The sequence below is a fragment of the Geodermatophilus aquaeductus genome, from assembly GCF_900182545.1.
Taxonomy (GTDB): Bacteria; Actinomycetota; Actinomycetes; order Mycobacteriales; family Geodermatophilaceae; genus Geodermatophilus; species Geodermatophilus aquaeductus.
In genome coordinates this window covers 578,624-595,402 of record NZ_FXTJ01000001.1, presented here as the reverse complement: position 1 = coordinate 595,402, position 16,779 = coordinate 578,624, and the positions used below count along the sequence as shown (strand labels likewise).

The following is a 16,779-nucleotide window of genomic DNA, read 5'->3' as shown; positions in this document are numbered from 1 at the left end:
CGGAGGACGCCGACCCCCTGGCGGGTTGAGGGGCCACTCCGGTGAGTCGGCCCTCCTGCAGGGCCCCGCCACGAGCCTGCGAGTGGTGGGGGGCAGGAGGGCCCTTCTAGTGGGGCGCGCGCCCCTCGGCGAGCATCTGCACCAGGGCCGCGATCCGCTTCGCCCGCGTGGCCGGGCTCGCCGCGGTGTGCACCCTCCAGAGGACGGCGAAGCGGTTGGTGCTGCCGAGCCGCGCGAACGTCTCCTGCGCCGCGGGCTCGGCGGCCAGCGCGGCGGCGAGGTCGTCGGGGACGGTGATCGTGGCGGGCCCGGCGTAGGCGCGGTCCCAGCGGCCGTCGGCCCGCGCCGCCTCCACCTGCGCCAGGCCCGCCGGGCGCATCCGGCCGGCGGCGGTGAGCTCCTCCACGATGCCGACGTTCTTGGCCGACCACATGCTGCGCGGCCGCCGCGGGGTGACGCGGGTGAGCCACCAGGACCCGTCCACGGAGTTGCTGCGGCCGTCGATCCAGCCGAAGCACAGCAGCGACTCGACCATCTCGTCGCGCGTCACCGACGGCACGCCGGCGCCCTTCTTCGCCAGCTTCACGTAGCAGCCCGGCGCGGTGGCGTGCTCCGCCTCGAGCCACTCCTCGAAGGCGGCCTGGTCGGCGAAGGCCAGCACGGGCAGGTCGGTCGGCAGCGTCACGCCGGGATCCTGGCGGGAGGGCGGCCCGGTGCGCCACCCTGTCCCCGTGGGCGATCCCGGGCCGGCGGCGAGCGAGGTCTACGTGGCCGACCTCGAGCCACGACCGGGCGGCCGGGTGCGGCACTGGGCGCGGGTCGCCGGTGCCTTCGTCGCGGAGCTGGCCTGGGGCCTGCTCCCCGGCCCCACGGTGCACGACGTGGTGGTGCGCCGCCGCGACGACCGGTCGGAGGTCCTCCGGGTGCCGGCCGACGAGCCCGGGGTGCCCGTCCGGATGCTGCAGGCGGTCCGCGACGAGCTCGGCTCGGTGGGGCCGGAGGAGTTCCTCGCGCGGTGGAGCGTCCGGACGCCCTGAGGCAGACCCCGGCGCTCTCCGCGCGCCGCGCGGGGGTCACCTGTGCTGGGGTGGGGAGGTGGCTGACAACTACATCGCGGAACTGCCCTTCGGCGCTCCGGCCATCGACGACGACGCCTTCGTCGCGCCGACGGCCGTGGTGGTGGGCGCGGTGACCATGGGGCCCCGGTCGAGCATCTGGTACGGCGCGGTCGCCCGGGCCGACGGCGAGGTCATCGAGATCGGGCCCGAGTCCAACATCCAGGACGGCTGCACCCTGCACTCCGACCCCGGCTTCCCGCTGGTCGTGGGCCGCGGGGTGAGCGTGGGGCACCGCGTCGTGCTGCACGGCGCCCGCGTCGACGACGACGTCCTGGTCGGCATGGGCAGCGTGGTGATGAACGGCGCCCACATCGGGTCGGGCTCGATCGTGGCCGCCGGCGCCGTCGTCACCCAGGGCACGGTCGTGCCGCCGGGGTCGCTGGTGGCCGGCGTCCCGGCGCGGGTGCTGCGGCCGGCCACCGAGGACGACCTCACCCACATCCGGCTCAACGCGGCCAGCTACACCGAGCGGCTGGACCAGGCGCGGAAGGTGCGGCCGGTCGTGCGCCGCCCGCTGCCCTCCGCGGGCCACGTCCCCGGCGACGCCGCCGACTGAGGGCGCCGGCCCGGGAACGGGCCGTTCGTCCCTGCTGCCCGCCCGGGATCCCGGGGCAGGGTGACCGCGTCCGGGGCTCCCCACGACGCGAGCAGAGGCAGGTCGGTCATGACCACGGTCGCAGCACGGACGGGCTCCGCCGTCCGCCCGTTCCGCGTGCAGGTGCCCGACGAGGCGCTCGAGGAGATGCGCCGGCGCATCCGGGCGACGGTGTGGCCCGAGGCGGAGACGGTCCCGGACACCTCGCAGGGCGTGCCGCTGGCCCTCATGCAGGACCTCGCCCGGTACTGGGGCACCGACCACGACTGGCGCGCCTGCGAGGCGAGGCTCAACGCCCTGCCGCAGTTCGTCACGGAGATCGACGGGCTGGACATCCACTTCCTGCACGTCCGCTCGCGGCACGAGGACGCGCTGCCGCTGGTCGTCAACCACGGGTGGCCCGGCTCGGTGATCGAGCAGCTGAAGATCGTCGAGCGGCTGACCGACCCGGAGGCCCACGGCGGGACCGCCTCGGACGCCTTCCACGTCGTCGTCCCCTCCATGCCGGGCTACGGGTTCTCCGGCAAGCCGACGAGCACCGGCTGGGGGCCCGAGCGCATGGGCCGGGCCTGGGCGGAGCTCATGGGCCGCCTCGGCTACGACCGCTACGTCGCCCAGGGCGGTGACTGGGGGGCGTTCGTCGTCGACCAGATGGGCCTGCAGGCGCCGGAGGGCCTGCTCGGGATCCACACCAACATGCCCGCCACCGTGCCCGCCGCCGTCAACGCCGCGGCCGTGGCCGGCGCCCCGCCGCCGCCCGGTCTCTCGGCCGAGGAGCGCCGGGCCTACGAGCAGCTGCTCAGGACGTTCGGGCAGGTCGATTACGCGCGCTACATGGCCGCCCGCCCGCAGACCCTCTACGGCATCGCCGACTCACCCGTCGGCCTGGCCGCCTGGCTGCTCGACCACAACGACGCCGACGGCCAGCCGGCCGCCGCGGTGACCGCCGCCCTCGACCGGACGACGAGCGCCACGGGCGAGCTGACCCGCGACGAGGTCCTCGACAACATCACGCTCTACTGGCTGACGAACACCGGCGTCTCCGCGTCCCGCCTCTACTGGGAGTACCGGGGTGGCTTCTTCGACGCGAAGGGCGTCACCATCCCGGTCGCCGTCAGCGTCTTCCCCGGCGAGCAGTACCAGGCCCCGCGCAGCTGGACGGAGCGGGCCTACCCGGGCCTGGTCCACTACGGCACGCCCGCCGAAGGCGGTCACTTCGCCGCGTGGGAGCAGCCGCAGCTGTTCGCGGAGGAGCTGCGCGCCGGCTTCCGGTCGCTGCGCGAGCCGGGGATCCCCACGCCGCGCCGCTGACGCCGCGGGACGTCACACGGCGCCGGCGAGACGGGCGACGGCCGTGCGGGCCTCGTCCAGGGACAGCGCCAGCGTCGCGTCGCCCACCGGCAGCTCCACGCGTACCACCGTGGGGTCGCCGGTGATCCCCGGCTGCAGCCACGTCCACAGACCCTCCTCGGCCAGCGCGCGGGCAGCGGCGAGGAACGCCTCCGGCGTCGTCGACAGCAGCAGGTGCAGCATCGGCGTCTGCGGCGGATCGGGGACGACGCGCACGCCGGGCAGGTCGCGCACGGCGTCGGCCACCTCCCGCGCCCGCTCCAGGTAGGCGGGGAACAGCGGCAGCCGGCGGCGCAGGCAGGTCAGCGCCGACGCCGCGCCGGGCCACAGGCCGAACAGGGTGCCGCCCATGCGCCCGCGCCACTCGCGGACCTCGGCGACGACGTCGGCCGATCCCGCCACGGCGCACCCGGCCAGCGCGCCGATGCCCTTGTAGAAGCTGACGTAGACGCTGTCGAAGGGCGCCGCGACGTCGGACGGCGGCAGCTCGTACCCGGCCCCGGCCTCCCACAGCCGGGCGCCGTCGAGGTGCGCGACGGTGCCGTGGTCGTGCGCCCACGCGGCCTGCTCGACGACGTCGTCCCAGGGCGGCAGCGGGCCGCCGAGGTCGCGCTGCGGGAGCTCCACCACCAGCGCCGCCGGCGTCTCGGCGACGGCGTCGAGGTCGGCGCGCAGCAGCATCCGGTGCCGGTCGCCGACCGGGCGCTCGACGAGGCCCTGCAGCCTGGCCAGCGCGCCGCCCTCGTGCCGGAACAGGTGGCACTCGGGGTGCCCGACCACGGTCTGCCGGCGGCTGCGGCCGGCGTGCACGCGCAGCACCGCCTGCTGGGCCATGGTGCCGCTGGGCAGGTAGACGGCGGCCGGCTTGTCCAGCACCTGCTCGACCTCCGCCTCGAGCTCGGCGACGACGCCGCCGGCGCCGTAGCGGTCGAGCGCGGTGTCCGGCGGGATGGTGGCCAGCAGGTCGGCGGCGCGCTGGGGGCCGTGGCCGGTCAGCGCGCGGTCGCAGGCCAGCCGCAGGGCCTCGAGGTCGGGGTCGCTCACGCAGGACAGTCTGGCGAGATCGCGCGATCTCGCACGTCCGGGCCCCGCAGACGGTGCGAGATCGCGCGATCTCGACGGAGGAGGTCAGGGATCGAGCAGCTCACGGAGGAGGGCCCCGACGGCGTCGGCCTCGATGAGGAACCCGTCGTGCCCGTACGGCGAGGACACCACCCGCAGCGGCACGCCGAGCGCGTCGGCCACCCGCTGCTGCAGCTCCAGCGGGTACAGCCGGTCGGAGTCGACGCCGGCCACCACCGCCCGCGCCGTCACCCGCGCCAGCGCCGCCTCGATCCCGCCGCGGCCGCGGCCGACGTCCCAGGTGTTCATCGCCTCGGTGAGCAGCACGTAGCTGCCGGCGTCGAAGCGGCGGGCGAGCTTGTCGGCGTGGTGGTCGAGATAGGAGGCGACGGCGAACCGGCCGTCGTCCTGCACGGCCGACCCGAAGCGCTCCTCCAGCTCGAGAGCGCTGCGGTAGGTGAGGTGCGCGATCCGCCGGGCGATGCCGAGCCCGGCGACCGGGTCGGCGCGGACGGCGGCCTGCTGCGTGGTCTGCGTGCCGATCTGGTCGGCCGTGGCCGCCGCGCCCGAGGCCAGGAAGAACAGCCCGGCCACCCGGTCGGGCAGCGCCACCGCCCACTCCAGCGCCCGCATGCCGCCCATCGACCCGCCCACGACGGCGGCCCAGCGGCGCACGCCCAGGGTGTCGGCCAGCGCCGCCTCGACCAGCACCTGGTCGGCCACGGTCACCTCGGGGAACCGCGCGCCCCACGGCTCGCCGTCGGGCGCGGTCGACGACGGGCCGGTCGTCCCCTGGCAGCCGCCGAGCACGTTGGCGCACACGACGAAGAACCGGTCGGTGTCCAGCGCCGCGCCCGGGCCGACCAGGGACGCCCACCAGCCCGGCGTCGGGTGCCCGGGACCGGCGGGGCCGGTGACGTGGCTGTCGCCGGTGAGCGCGTGCTCGACCAGCACCGCGTTGCCGCCGTCCGGGGCCAGGGTGCCCCAGGTCTCGTAGGCCACCCGGACGCCGGGCAGCACCCCGCCGCGCTCGAGCCGGACCGGCCCGTCCAGGTCGAGGAAGAGCCGGTCCCCGGCGGGGTCGCCGTCGCGCCACCCGCCGGTGCGCGGCGGGGTGGAGGACGGCCCGTCCCCCACCCCGCGCACTTCAGACGCCCTTCGCCGCGCGGAACCCCGCCTCGAGGTCGGCGAGGATGTCCTCGATCCCCTCGAGCCCCGCGGCCAGGCGCACCAGGCCGGGGGTGACGCCGGCCGTCCGCTGCTCCTCGGGGGTCAGCTGCGAGTGCGTCGTCGACGCCGGGTGGATGACCAGGCTGCGCACGTCGCCGATGTTGGCCACGTGGCTGTGCAGCTCCAGCGCCTCGACGAAGCGCTTGCCGGCCTCGACGCCGCCGCGGATCTCGAAGGCGAGGACGGCGCCGGCCCCGCGCGGGGCGTAGCGCTGCTGGGCGGCGTGCCACGGCGAGGACGGCAGGCCGGCGTAGTGCACCGACTCGACCTCGTCGTGCGCCTCGAGGAACTCCGCCACCCGCTGGGCGTTGGCCACGTGCCGCTCCATGCGCAGCGACAGCGTCTCGATGCCCTGCACGATCAGCCACGCGTTGAACGGGCTGATCGCCGGCCCGAGGTCGCGCAGCAGCTGCACGCGGGCCTTGAGCGCGAAGGCCGGCGCACCGAGGTCGGCGTAGACGACGCCGTGGTAGGTCGGGTCCGGCGTGGTGAAGCCGGGGAACTTCCCGCGTGTCCAGTCGAAGTTGCCGCCGTCGACGATGATCCCGGCGATCGCCGTGCCGTGGCCGCCGAGGTACTTCGTGGCCGAGTGGACGACGACGTCGGCGCCGTGCTCGAGCGGGCGCACCAGGTAGGGCGTGGCGATGGTGTTGTCGACGATCAGCGGCACGCCGTTGCGGTGCGCCACCTCCGACACCGCGGAGATGTCGAGGACGTCGCCCTTCGGGTTGCCGATCGACTCCGCGTAGAACGCCTTGGTGTTCTCGCGGACCAGCGCCTGCCAGTTCTCCGGGTCGTCGGGGTCCTCGACGAAGGAGACCTGGATGCCGAGCTTGGGCAGCGAGTGGTGCAGCAGGTTGTAGGTGCCGCCGTACAGCGAGGCCGAGGCGACGACGTGGCCGCCGGACTCCGCGACGTTGAGGATCGCCAGGGTCTCGGCGGCCTGGCCGCTGGCCACGGCGAGCGCCGCGACGCCGCCCTCGAGCGAGGCCACGCGCTGCTCGAGCGCGTCCTGCGTCGGGTTCATGATCCGCGTGTAGATGTTGCCCATCTCCGCCAGCGCGAACAGGTCGGCGGCGTGCTGGCTGTCGCGGAACTGGTAGCTCGTGGTGGCGTAGATGGGCAGGGCGCGGGCCCCGGTGGTCGGGTCGGGGCTGGCCCCGGCGTGGATCTGCCGGGTCTCGAAGCTCCAGCTCTGCGGGTCGGTCACGGCGCCGTCTCCTCTCGCTCGCGGAGACCCCGCGGCGCACGGAGGGCTCCGTCTTGCCGTGCGGCGGACGCCACTCGGCCGGCTCTTCCCCTGGGAGCACCTCGGACGGAGAGAGGTTGCCGGGCAGCCAGCCAGGTACTTGACGCTGCCTCTCGTGAGCCTGCGCAGACCCTATCGCGAGGTCAGCGGGTCGTTCGGGCGAGGGTGCCAGGATGTGTGCGTGACGGGGGCATCGGCGCTCGAGGCGTTCGAGGGACAGCGCGAACGGCTCTTCGGCATCGCCTACCGGATGCTCGGCTCGGCCACGGACGCCGACGACGTGCTGCAGGACGCCTGGTTGCGCTGGCAGGGCGTCGAGCTCGCGCGGGTGGCCGACCCGTCGGCGTTCCTGGCCCGGACGGTCACCAACCTGTGCCTCACCGCCCTGACCTCGGCTCGTGCCCGCCGCGAGGTCTACGTCGGGCCGTGGCTGCCCGAGCCGGTGCTCACCGGGAGCGGCCCGGGTGCCGACCTCGGCCCCCTGGAGGACGCCGTGCAGCGGGAGAGCGTCTCGTTCGCGCTGCTCGCGCTGCTGGAGCGGCTGTCGCCGACCGAGCGTGCCGCCTACGTGCTGCGCGAGGCGTTCGCCTACAGCCCGCGCGAGGTCGCCGAGCTGATCGGCACCTCCGAGGCCAACGCCCGGCAGCTGCACTCCCGCGCCCGGCGGCACGTCGCCGGGACGCCGTCGCAGGAGGTCGACCCCGCCCACTGGCAGGAGGTGGTAGTCCGCTTCCTGGGCGCCGCCCGCGACGGGGACCTGGCGCGGCTGGAGACCCTGCTGGCCGCCGATGTCGTGGCCCGCGCCGACGGGGGCGGCATCGTCAACGCCGCGCGCCGCCCCGTGCAGGGACGGGAGAACGTGGCCCGCTACGTCGCCGGGCTGGTCGCCCGCTTCTCCGAGGGGCTCCTGCCGGCGTTCGTCGAGGTCAACGGAGCCCCGGCGGTGGCCTTCACCGGCGGCGGGGACCTGCGCGGTGTCCTGGTGCCGCGCACCGACGGCGAGCGGCTGACCGCACTCGACCTGGTCGTGAACCCGGAGAAGCTCGCCTATGCAGAAGGCCAGCTGTCACGGATCGGGGGCCTGTCCGGTCTGAGGGGGTGAGGAAGGGAGATCACCCATGACGACCACGCTGGTCACCGGCGCCACCGGCGCCCTCGGCACCCCCACGGTCACCCGCCTGCGCGCGGCCGGACACGACGTCCGGGCACTGAGCCGACGCAGCGGTCCCGGCCTGACGACCGGTGACCTGCTCACCGGGGCGGGCATCCAGGAGGCGGTCGCCGGGGCCGACACGGTCCTGCACCTGGCCACCGGCCCGCGCGGGCGGGGCGACGTCGAGAAGACGCGCACGCTGCTGGAGGCCGCGGGCGGCGCCGGGGTGCGGCACCTGGTGCTCGTCTCCATCGTCGGGATCGACGACGTCCCGCTGGCCTACTACCGGGACAAGGTGGTCGTCGAACGCTTGGTCCGGGAGTCGGGCCTGGGGTACAGCATCCTGCGGGCCACCCAGTTCCACTCCCTCGTCGAGGCGTTGTTCACCGTTCAACGCCGTTTCCCGATCGTCCTCGCGCCGTCGTTCCCGCTGCAGCCGATCGCGGTGGAGGACGTCGCCGACCGGCTGGTGGAGCTGGCCGGCGACGCACCGGCCGGCCGGGTCGCCGACATCGGCGGCCCGGAACAGCGCGGCGTCCCGGACCTGGCCCGGCTGTGGGCACGCGCCACCGGCACGCGCCGGCCGGTCGTGCCGCTGTCGCTGCCGGGGAGGCTGTTCGCCGCCTACCGCGCCGGCTCGGCGCTCGTCCCGGGGCCGGCGTACGGCCGGCGGACCTTCGCCGACCACCTGGCCGCCCGGACGGGGGCGCGTCGATGACACGGCTGCTGCGGCCGGGGCTGGCGCTGCTGGCGCTGGTGGAGCTCGTGCTGGGGTCCTGGACCCTGCTGTTCCCGGCGAGCTTCTACGCCGACGTGCCGACCGTCGACCTCACGCCGCCGTTCAGCGAGCACCTGTTCCGCGACTTCGGCGGCGCCACCCTCGGGCTGGCCGTCGTCCTGACCGCCGCAGCGATCTGGACGGAGCGGCGGCTGGTCGTGGTCGCCCTGCTGGCCTACCTCGCGTTCTCGGCCCCGCACCTGGCCTTCCACCTCGGGCACCTGCACGGAGCCGATGGGTGGGCGGCCACCGCACTCGTCGTCGTCCTGGTGGCCTCGGTGGCGTTGCCGCTGGCACTGCTCGCCGTCGCGGTGCGCGGCCGTGCCCGACCTGCGGGGCCCATCGCGTCACCTGCACCAGCCGTGGTCAGGCGGGGGTGAGCCGGGCGAGCACCTGGTCGAGCGCCACCTGCGCGCCCGCGGAGACCAGGAGCTCGACGACGCCGTCGACCGGCGCGCGCAGCGTGTGCTCCATCTTCATCGCCTCGACGACGACGACCGGGTCGCCGGCGCTCACCGTCTGCCCCGCGCTCGCCGGGACGGCGATCACGGTGCCGGGCATCGGGCTGGTCAGCTCGGGAGCGTGCGCGCCGGCCGCGTCGGGCCGCAGCACCACCCGGCGGGCCCGCCGCAGCGGCCAGTCCGCGCCCTCGGCGTGCACGAACAGCGTCTCGCCGTCGTCGGCCACCGGGCAGCGCGACCGGACGCCGGCGCGCACGAGCACCACGCCGCCGTCCTCGGCCGCGCAGCCGACCGGGCCGGCGTCGGCGCCGTCGACCGTGGCGTGCGCGGCCGCGGGGGTGCCGGTCAGGGTGACCGTCCGCGGCTGCCCGCCCGCCTCCAGCCGGACGACGAACGGCGCGGGTCCGGAGCCGGCGCGGAAGCCGGTGGGCGCGCTCCACGGGTCGGCCGGGTCGGCGGCGGACCACGCGGCCAGCCACACGGACGCGGCGGCGGCCAGCAGCGCGGTGTCGGGCACCGGCGGCGGCGTCCAGTCGGCGGCGAAGCGGTCGAGCAGCGCGGTGTCCAGCTGCCCGGACCGCACCTCGGGCTCGGCGAGCAGCGCGCGGACGAACCCGACGTTCGTGGTCACGCCGAGCACCGCGGTGCCGGCCAGCGCGCGGTCGAGCGCGGCCAGCGCGGTGGCGCGGTCGGGCCCGGAGGCGACCACCTTGGCCAGCATCGGGTCGTAGTCCGAGCCGACGAGGGTGCCCGCCGCGATGCCGCTGTCCACCCGTGCGTCGGCGGGCTCGGTCAGCGCCAGCACCCGCCCGCCGGTGGGCAGGAAGCCGCGGCCGGGGTCCTCGGCGTAGACCCGCGCCTCGATCGCCCAGCCGGTCATCGCGACGTCGTCCTGGGTGAAGCCGAGCGGCTCCCCGGCCGCCACCCGCAGCTGCTGCTCGACCAGGTCCAGGCCGGTGACGACCTCGGTGACCGGGTGCTCGACCTGCAGCCGGGTGTTCATCTCCATGAAGAAGAACTGGTCGGGCCGGTCGGCCGACACGATGAACTCCACGGTGCCGGCGCCGGTGTAGCCGACGCTGCGGGCGGTGGCGCACGCCGCGGCGCCGATCCGGGCGCGGGTGGCGGCGTCGAGCAGCGGGGACGGCGCCTCCTCGACCACCTTCTGGTGCCGCCGCTGCAGGCTGCACTCGCGCTCGCCGAGGTGGACGACGGCGCCGTGCGCGTCGGCGAGCACCTGCACCTCGACGTGCCGTGGCCGCTGCACGAACCGCTCGAGGAAGAGCGTGTCGTCGCCGAACGCGGCGCGGGCCTCGCGGCGGGCGCCGGCGAGCACCGCGGGCAGGTCGGCGGCGTCCTCGACCACGTGCATGCCCTTGCCCCCGCCGCCGGCCGACGGCTTGACCAGCACGGGGAAGCCGATGCCCGGGGCCGCGGCGACCAGGTCGTCGTCGGTCAGGCCCGGCTCGGCGATGCCCGGGACGACGGGCACGCCCGAGGCGACGACCGTCTTCTTGGCGGTGATCTTGTCGCCCATCACCCGGATCGCCTCGGCCGGCGGGCCGACGAAGACGACGCCGGCGTCGGCCAGCGCGGCGGCCAGCGCCGGGTTCTCCGAGAGGAAGCCGTAGCCGGGGTGCACCGCCTGCGCGCCGGTGGCCAGGCACGCCTCGACGACGCGCTCGACCGACAGGTAGCTCTCCGCGGCCGGGGCGGGCCCGAGCCGGTAGGCGACGTCGGCGGCCCGTACGTGCGGCGCCCCGGCGTCGGCGTCGCTGTACACGGCGACCGAGCGGATGCCGAGGCGGCGCAGGGTGCGGATCACCCGGACGGCGATCTCGCCCCGGTTGGCGACGAGGACGGTGTCGAACACGGCGGTCACATCCGGAAGACGCCGTAGGCGACGTCGTCGAGGGGGGCCTGGGCGCACGCGGACAGCGCCAGGCCGAGGACGGTGCGGGTGTCGGCGGGGTCGAGGACGCCGTCGTCCCAGAGCCGCGCCGTCGAGTAGTAGGGGTTGCCCTGGGCCTCGTAGCGGTCGCGGACGGGGGCCTTGAACGCCTCTTCCTCCTCCGCGGGCCAGACGGTGCCGCGGGCGGCGAGGCCGTCGCGGCGGACGGTGGCCAGCACGGAGGCGGCCTGCTCGCCGCCCATCACCGAGATGCGGGCGTTGGGCCACATCCACAGGAACCGGGGGGAGTAGGCCCGGCCGCACATCGAGTAGTTGCCCGCGCCGTAGGAGCCGCCGATGACCACGGTCAGCTTGGGCACCCGCGCGCAGGCGACGGCGGTGACCATCTTGGCACCGTGCTTGGCGATGCCGCCGGCCTCGTAGTCGCGGCCGACCATGAACCCGGTGATGTTCTGCAGGAACAGCAGCGGGATCCGCCGCTGGTCGCAGAGCTGGATGAAGTGCGCGCCCTTGAGCGCCGACTCGCCGAACAGCACGCCGTTGTTGGCCACGATGCCCACCGGGTGCCCGTGCAGCCGGGCGAAGGTGGTCACCAGCGTGGGGCCGTAGAGCGCCTTGAACTCCTGGTGCTCGCCGCCGTCGACGAGCGTCGTGATCACGTCGCGGACGTCGTAGGGCGTGCGCGGGTCGACCGGCACGAGGTCGTAGAGGTCGGTCTGCGGGCGGACGGCGTCGCGCGGCGGGGCGACCTCCCAGGCCGGCGGCGCGGGCGGGGCCAGCGTGGCCACGATGCGGCGCACGATCTGCAGCGCGTGCTCGTCGTCGTCGGCGAGGTGGTCGGTGACGCCGGAGACGCGGCTGTGCAGGTCGCCGCCGCCGAGGTCCTCGGCGGTGACGACCTCGCCGGTCGCGGCCTTCACCAGCGGCGGGCCGCCCAGGAAGATCGTGCCCTGCTCGCGGACGATCACCGACTCGTCGGCCATGGCCGGCACGTAGGCGCCGCCGGCGGTGCAGGACCCGAGGACGGCGGCGACCTGCGGGATGCCGCGGGCGCTCATCGTGGCCTGGTTGAAGAAGATCCGGCCGAAGTGCTCGCGGTCGGGGAAGACCTCGTCCTGCATCGGCAGGAAGGCGCCGCCGGAGTCGACCAGGTAGACGCAGGGCAGCCGGTTCTGCAGCGCCACCTCCTGCGCGCGCAGGTGCTTCTTCACCGTGATCGGGTAGTAGGTGCCGCCCTTGACCGTGGCGTCGTTGACGACGAGGACGCACGGGCGGCCGGCGACGCGGCCGATGCCGGTGATGATCCCGGCGCCGGGGGAGTCACCGCCGTACATGTCCTCGGCGGCCAGTGGCGAGAGCTCGAGGAAGGGGCTGCCGGGGTCGAGCAGGTGCGCGACGCGGTCGCGGGGGAGCAACTTGCCCCGCTCGACGTGCCGGGTCCGCGAGGCCTCGGACCCGCCGAGCGCCCGCTGCCGGAGCCGCTCCTGCAGCTCGGCGACCAGGTCCTCGTGCCGGGCGCGCGTCGACTGCGGCGCGGCGACCGCCATGTGTGCCTCCGGGTGAGCTCAGGGGATGCCCAGACGTTAACCGTCGTTCACATGTGGTGTCCACGCGCCGACCGCGGCCGTTGACCGTCGTCCACATGCGCCGTCCACGCGCCGCTCAGCCCGGAGGGGTGCCGCCCGTGGTGGGGGCGGGTACCTCGCTGGTCGGCGCGGGCTCGCCGGGCTCGGTCTCCTGCGGCTCGGTCGTCCGCGTGCCGGTCGGGGGCGTCGGCGGGGTCGTGCCGGTCGGCAGGGTCGTCGTCGGCTCGGTCGTCGTCCCCGGCTCGGTCGTCGGCGGCGCGGACGTCTCCTCCGGCGTCGTCTGCTCCGGATCCGTGGTCGGCGGGGCCTCGGTGGTGGTCGCCGGCGCGGGGGCGGGCGTGCTCACCTGGGTCGTCCCGCCGGCCGGGTCGGTCGTGGCCGCCTCCGGCCGCACGTAGAGGTAGAGGACGCCGAGGCCGACGAAGAGCAGGGCCAGGACCAGCGTGGACGTGCGTGCCCGGCCGATGTGCCCCGGCGTGCGCCGGAAGAGCGTGGACAGGCCGAAGCGCCCGCGGGCGGCGGGGTCGCCGGCCGGGGGCTCGGAGCGCGGAGCGCCCGGGACGGTCACTTCTGCGCTCCCTGCCGGGTCGGGGTCGGGGCCGGTGCGGGCGCCGGTGCCGGGGCCGGCTCGGGGCCGGGCGTGAGGTTCAGGCCGGCGCGGGCGAAGGCGAACACGATGCGGGCGCGCAGGTCGCGGCCCACCTCGAACTGCCGGCCGGGCAGCGTGCGGGCCACCACGCGGACGTTGACCTGGTCGAGGTCGATGCTCTCGACGCCCATCACGCTGGGCTCGTCGAGCAGCAGGCGGCGCAGGTCGTCGTCGGCGAACGCCTGGCGGTTCACCTCGCGGAGGACCTCGTTGACCCGGTTGACGTCGGCCGTCGTCGGGACGGGGACGTCGACCACGGCGCGGGCCCAGTCGCGGGAGAGGTTGACGACCTTGACGATCTGCCCGTTCGGGACGGTCACCACCTCACCGTCGGCCGAGCGCAGCCGGGTCACCCGCAGCGTGACGTCCTCGACGGTCCCGTCGGCCGGGTCGCCGCCGCCGACGACGGCGATCGAGACGACGTCGCCGAAGCCGTACTGCCGCTCGGCGATGAGGAAGAAGCCGGCGAGGACGTCGCCGACGATGCGCTGGGCGCCGAAGCCCAGCCCGACGCCGAGCACCGTGGCCGGCGCGACCAGGCCGGTCACCGGCACGCCGAGGCGGTCGAGCACGTAGAACACCGAGACCGCGTAGACCAGGACGATCAGCGCCCAGGTGATCACCTGGGTCAGCGAGTGGCGGTGCTTGGCGGCCTCGGAGCGCACCAGCACGTCGCCGCCGGTCGAGCGGGCGTCGATGCGGTCGGTGATCCGCCGGCCCACCCAGGTGATGAACCGGGCTACCAGCACCGAGCCGAGGATGATCAGCACGATCTCCAGGCCGCGGCCGGCGAGCCAGTCGAGCAGGGCGGTCAGTGGCGCCATGGCGGCTGCGGTCCTCCCGATCTCCTCGTCCCCGTCGTCCACCCTGGTCCGGAGCGGCAGAAATGGCCATCTCTGCCGCTCCTGCGGGCTACCGCGGCTCGACGAACAGCGAGGCCACCGAGCGCCCGACCCGCCCGGTGGCGTCGTGCAGGTCGGCGGCGCACTGTCCCACGCCGGTGGACCCGAGCGTGGTGGTGGCGTCCATGCCCAGCCACTCGCCGGCCGGCTGCCGGAACAGCGCGACGACGAGGTCGACGTTGGCGAACGTCGCCCGGTCCAACGACAGCTCGGCGGAGATGCCGCTGGCCGCGTCGGTCATGACCAGCAGGTGCTCCAGCGGCGTCATGGGCTCGCCCTCGACCAGCGCGCACAGCGGCCGGGTCCAGGCCGCGGCCGGCCCGACGCCGGTGAGCGTGCCCGACGCCTCCCGCCACTCCAGCGCGCGGTGGTAGGCGACCTCCTGGCTGAAGACGTCGAACGCCGCGGGGCGGGCGTCCTCCGGGCCGACGGCGGCCGGCTGCGGCGGCGTCGCGGTGTCGGACGCGTCGCGGGTGCGCATCCGCCAGGCGGTGACCCGCATCGCCGTGCGCCCGCCCGCGGTGAGCGTGGCCTCGACCAGCTCGATGCGCCGGCCCGGGCGCAGCACGTGCGCGGCCACCCGCACCGGCCCGACCGGCACCGGCCCCAGGACGTCGTAGGCCAGTCGTACGACCTGCCCGCCGGCGATCCCGCCGGCCCGCTCCACCTCGCGGGCCAGCAGCGCGGCCGGCGGCCCGGCGTGCTGGAGGCCCGGGTCCCACGGGCCGATGGTCAGCGCGGTCGCGACGTAGCCGTCGCCGTCCGGGACGAAGCAGGCGGAGGGCAGGTCCACGCCCCGCAGTCTCGCCCGGCCCGGGTCCGGCCCGGCCCGGGGGTCAGCCCCGCCGGGCCAGCCACAGCGCCGACGTCAGCCACACCGCGCCGGCGGCCGCGGTGAGCCACCACAGCGGCTGCCCCTCCGCCGAGAGGGCGACCAGGACGCCCACGACGAGGACCGCGCCGGCCACGGCGGTCGAGCGCAGCAGGGTGCCCGCGGTGTCCGGGCCCGGGATCGCGACGAAGACGACCGCGGCCGCGACCAGCAGGAACGCGCACAGCGCCCCGAGGTAGGCGGCCGTGACGCCGAACTCGGCGGGCAGCACCAGCGCCCCGACGCCGCCGACGACGGCGCCGCCGGCCAGCCACAGCAGCAGCCGGCGACGGCGGCGGGACCACGGCGGTGCGGGTTCGGTCACGACGTCGAGGGTGCCCGCACTCCCGGGGCGTCACGCCGATGAGTTCTGCCCGGGTGCGCCGTCTCCCCTCCCGAGCGGCCCCGACGGAGGGCCCGTCCGAACGGAGCGCGACCGTGCGCACGATCTTCCTCAACCTGCCGGTGACCGACGTGGCGGCCAGCCGCGCCTTCTACACCACCCTCGGCTTCACCGTGAACGAGCAGTTCTCCGACGACACGTCGGTCTCGGTGACCGTCAGCGACGCCATCCACCTGCAGCTGTCCACCCGCGAGAAGCTCACCGGCTTCCTCCCCGAGGGCAGGCCGCTCGCCGATCCGCGGCAGGCCACGGGGGCTGCCTACGCGCTGTCGTGCGACAGCCGCGAGGAGGTCGACGCGATGGTGGAGAAGGCGCTCGGCGCAGGCGGAGGTGCGTGGATGCCGCCGCAGGACCACGGGTTCATGTACGGCTCAAGCTTCACCGACCCCGACGGCCACGTCTGGGAGCCGATGTGGATGGACACCGCGCAGGCGCAGTGACCGACGAGTAGGTGGCGTATCGGGCTACGCCCGCTACGCTCGGCCGGGTGCCGCACACCCGCCGCCCCGCCGTCGGCTACCTGACCACCGTCGCGGCGGCGGGGCTGTTCGCCGTCAACGGCACCGTCTCCACGCTCGCGCTGCAGGCCGGCGTCCCGCCCACCTGGCTCACCGCGATGCGCTGCGGCGGGGCGGCGGTGGGGCTGCTGGCGGCTCTGGCCCTGGTCTCGCCCGGGCGGCTGCGCCTGACCTGGGGCGAGGTGCCCTTCCTCGCCGTGTTCGGCGTGGTCGGCGTCGCGCTGACGCAGTTCCTCTACTACGTCGCGATCGGCCGGCTGCCCGTCGGCATCGCGCTGGTCTTCGAGATGACCGCGCCGGTCGGCATCGCGCTGTGGGTCCGGCTGGTGCGCAAGGAGCCCGTCCGGCCGCGGATCTGGGTGGCGCTGGCGCTGTCGCTGTCGGGGCTGGTCCTGGTCGCGCAGGTGTGGCAGGGCGGCGGCTCGCTGGACCTGCTCGGCGTCGGGGCGGGTCTGGCCGCCGCGGTCTGCCTCGCCACGTACTACCTGATGGGCGAGCGGGGCACCGCCACCCGCGACCCGGTCGCGCTCACCACCTGGACGTTCGTCGCCGCGGCGCTGTTCTGGGCCGTCGTCGCCCCGTTCACGGCGTCGTTCCGGGCGGGTGTGCTGGGGGAGCGGGTGCCGGTGTCGCTCGGCGCGGCCCAGGTGCCGCTGTGGCTGCTCGTGCTGTGGATCGTGGTGCTGGGGGCGATCGTGCCGTTCTGGCTGTCGATCGCCGCCCTGCGCCACCTGCCGCCGACGACCGCCGGGCTGGTCGCCACCGTCGAGCCGGTGTTCGCCTCGATCGTCGCGTGGCTGTGGCTCGAGCAGGTGCTCAGCGGCTGGCAGGTGGCCGGTGGGCTCGTGGTGCTGGGCGGGATCGTGCTGGCCCAGACCGCCCGCACGGCCACGGCCCGCCCGGCGCCGGCGCCCGTTCCCGAGACGCCGGCGCCGCTCTAGG

At 75.6% G+C, this 16,779-nt stretch carries 18 protein-coding genes and 1 riboswitch; of the genes, 8 read left to right on the top strand and 10 right to left on the bottom strand.

The genetic code is table 11. The features are described from left to right. Positions 1–106 precede the first annotated feature (106 nt). Entirely contained in the window at positions 107–685 is a 579-nt protein-coding gene (locus FN207_RS02955) for a YdeI/OmpD-associated family protein (RefSeq protein WP_221888005.1), read from the bottom strand. A gap of 46 nt (positions 686–731) precedes the next feature. Between FN207_RS02955 and FN207_RS02950 the strand changes: the two genes are divergently transcribed. The 3 genes from FN207_RS02950 to FN207_RS02940 all read left to right on the top strand — a co-directional run bounded on the left by FN207_RS02950 (position 732) and on the right by FN207_RS02940 (position 3,024). After that, entirely contained in the window at positions 732–1,037 is a 306-nt protein-coding gene (locus tag FN207_RS02950; RefSeq protein ID WP_142456831.1) for a hypothetical protein, read from the top strand. A gap of 58 nt (positions 1,038–1,095) precedes the next feature. Then, positions 1,096–1,674, top strand: coding sequence for a gamma carbonic anhydrase family protein (locus FN207_RS02945; protein WP_221888004.1), 579 nt, complete (start codon positions 1,096–1,098; stop codon positions 1,672–1,674). 108 nt (positions 1,675–1,782) lie between these two features. Further along, on the top strand, positions 1,783–3,024 hold the full coding sequence (locus tag FN207_RS02940; protein WP_142456830.1) for an epoxide hydrolase family protein: 1,242 nt from the start codon (positions 1,783–1,785) through the stop codon (positions 3,022–3,024). 12 nt (positions 3,025–3,036) lie between these two features. On the opposite strand, the gene FN207_RS02935 is transcribed toward FN207_RS02940, so the two are convergent. From FN207_RS02935 to FN207_RS02925, 3 genes are all read right to left on the bottom strand, one after another. Then, complete coding sequence (locus tag FN207_RS02935; protein ID WP_142456829.1) at positions 3,037–4,107, bottom strand: threonine aldolase family protein; 1,071 nt, start codon at positions 4,105–4,107, stop codon at positions 3,037–3,039. Between the two features lie 84 nt (positions 4,108–4,191). Beyond that, a complete protein-coding gene (gene metX / locus FN207_RS02930) occupies positions 4,192–5,262 on the bottom strand; it encodes a homoserine O-acetyltransferase MetX (RefSeq protein WP_142456828.1) in 1,071 nt (356 codons plus the stop codon). Between the two features lie 10 nt (positions 5,263–5,272). Continuing rightward, positions 5,273–6,565, bottom strand: a complete 1,293-nt coding sequence (locus tag FN207_RS02925) for a bifunctional o-acetylhomoserine/o-acetylserine sulfhydrylase (RefSeq protein WP_142456827.1) — start codon at positions 6,563–6,565, stop codon at positions 5,273–5,275. A 44-nt stretch (positions 6,566–6,609) separates the two neighbouring features. Then, positions 6,610–6,725: riboswitch (SAM riboswitch) on the bottom strand. A 60-nt stretch (positions 6,726–6,785) separates the two neighbouring features. Between FN207_RS02925 and sigJ the strand changes: the two genes are divergently transcribed. The 3 genes from sigJ to FN207_RS02910 are packed head-to-tail and all read left to right on the top strand — an operon-like array spanning position 6,786 to position 8,915. Then, complete coding sequence (gene sigJ / locus FN207_RS02920; protein WP_142456826.1) at positions 6,786–7,706, top strand: RNA polymerase sigma factor SigJ; 921 nt, start codon at positions 6,786–6,788, stop codon at positions 7,704–7,706. Positions 7,707–7,722: 16 nt separating this feature from the next. Further along, positions 7,723–8,475, top strand: a complete 753-nt coding sequence (locus tag FN207_RS02915; RefSeq protein WP_142456825.1) for an SDR family oxidoreductase — start codon at positions 7,723–7,725, stop codon at positions 8,473–8,475. Next, positions 8,472–8,915 carry a hypothetical protein gene (locus FN207_RS02910; protein WP_142456824.1) on the top strand — a complete coding sequence of 148 codons (444 nt, stop codon included), beginning with the start codon at positions 8,472–8,474 and terminating at the stop codon, positions 8,913–8,915. Before FN207_RS02915 ends, FN207_RS02910 begins: the two co-directional genes overlap by 4 nt. Here the strand turns inward: FN207_RS02910 and FN207_RS02905 are convergent. From FN207_RS02905 to FN207_RS02880, 6 genes are all read right to left on the bottom strand, one after another. Then, positions 8,902–10,869 carry an acetyl/propionyl/methylcrotonyl-CoA carboxylase subunit alpha gene (locus tag FN207_RS02905; protein WP_142456823.1) on the bottom strand — a complete coding sequence of 656 codons (1,968 nt, stop codon included), beginning with the start codon at positions 10,867–10,869 and terminating at the stop codon, positions 8,902–8,904. The two genes, FN207_RS02910 and FN207_RS02905, sit on opposite strands and share 14 nt — an antisense overlap. A gap of 5 nt (positions 10,870–10,874) precedes the next feature. Next, positions 10,875–12,455, bottom strand: coding sequence for a carboxyl transferase domain-containing protein (locus tag FN207_RS02900; RefSeq protein ID WP_142456822.1), 1,581 nt, complete (start codon positions 12,453–12,455; stop codon positions 10,875–10,877). Between the two features lie 115 nt (positions 12,456–12,570). Further along, positions 12,571–13,062 (bottom strand): Rv3103c transmembrane domain-containing protein, encoded by a 492-nt coding sequence (locus FN207_RS02895; RefSeq protein WP_142456821.1) that lies wholly within the window; start codon positions 13,060–13,062, stop codon positions 12,571–12,573. Then, a complete protein-coding gene (locus FN207_RS02890; protein ID WP_142456820.1) occupies positions 13,059–13,967 on the bottom strand; it encodes a mechanosensitive ion channel family protein in 909 nt (302 codons plus the stop codon). The genes FN207_RS02895 and FN207_RS02890 overlap by 4 nt, the downstream gene beginning before the upstream one ends. 88 nt (positions 13,968–14,055) lie before the next feature. Then, positions 14,056–14,838 carry a thioesterase family protein gene (locus FN207_RS02885; protein ID WP_142456819.1) on the bottom strand — a complete coding sequence of 261 codons (783 nt, stop codon included), beginning with the start codon at positions 14,836–14,838 and terminating at the stop codon, positions 14,056–14,058. Between the two features lie 43 nt (positions 14,839–14,881). Continuing rightward, positions 14,882–15,241: a hypothetical protein gene (locus FN207_RS02880; protein WP_142456818.1), complete on the bottom strand. Its 360-nt coding sequence runs from the start codon at positions 15,239–15,241 to the stop codon at positions 14,882–14,884. Between the two features lie 113 nt (positions 15,242–15,354). Between FN207_RS02880 and FN207_RS02875 the strand changes: the two genes are divergently transcribed. Then, entirely contained in the window at positions 15,355–15,759 is a 405-nt protein-coding gene (locus FN207_RS02875; protein ID WP_221888003.1) for a VOC family protein, read from the top strand. Between the two features lie 47 nt (positions 15,760–15,806). Then, the gene (locus FN207_RS02870) at positions 15,807–16,778 is read left to right on the top strand and encodes an EamA family transporter (protein WP_142456816.1); all 972 of its coding nucleotides are present in this window, start codon (positions 15,807–15,809) and stop codon (positions 16,776–16,778) included. The last annotated feature ends 1 nt before the right edge of the window (position 16,779 follow it).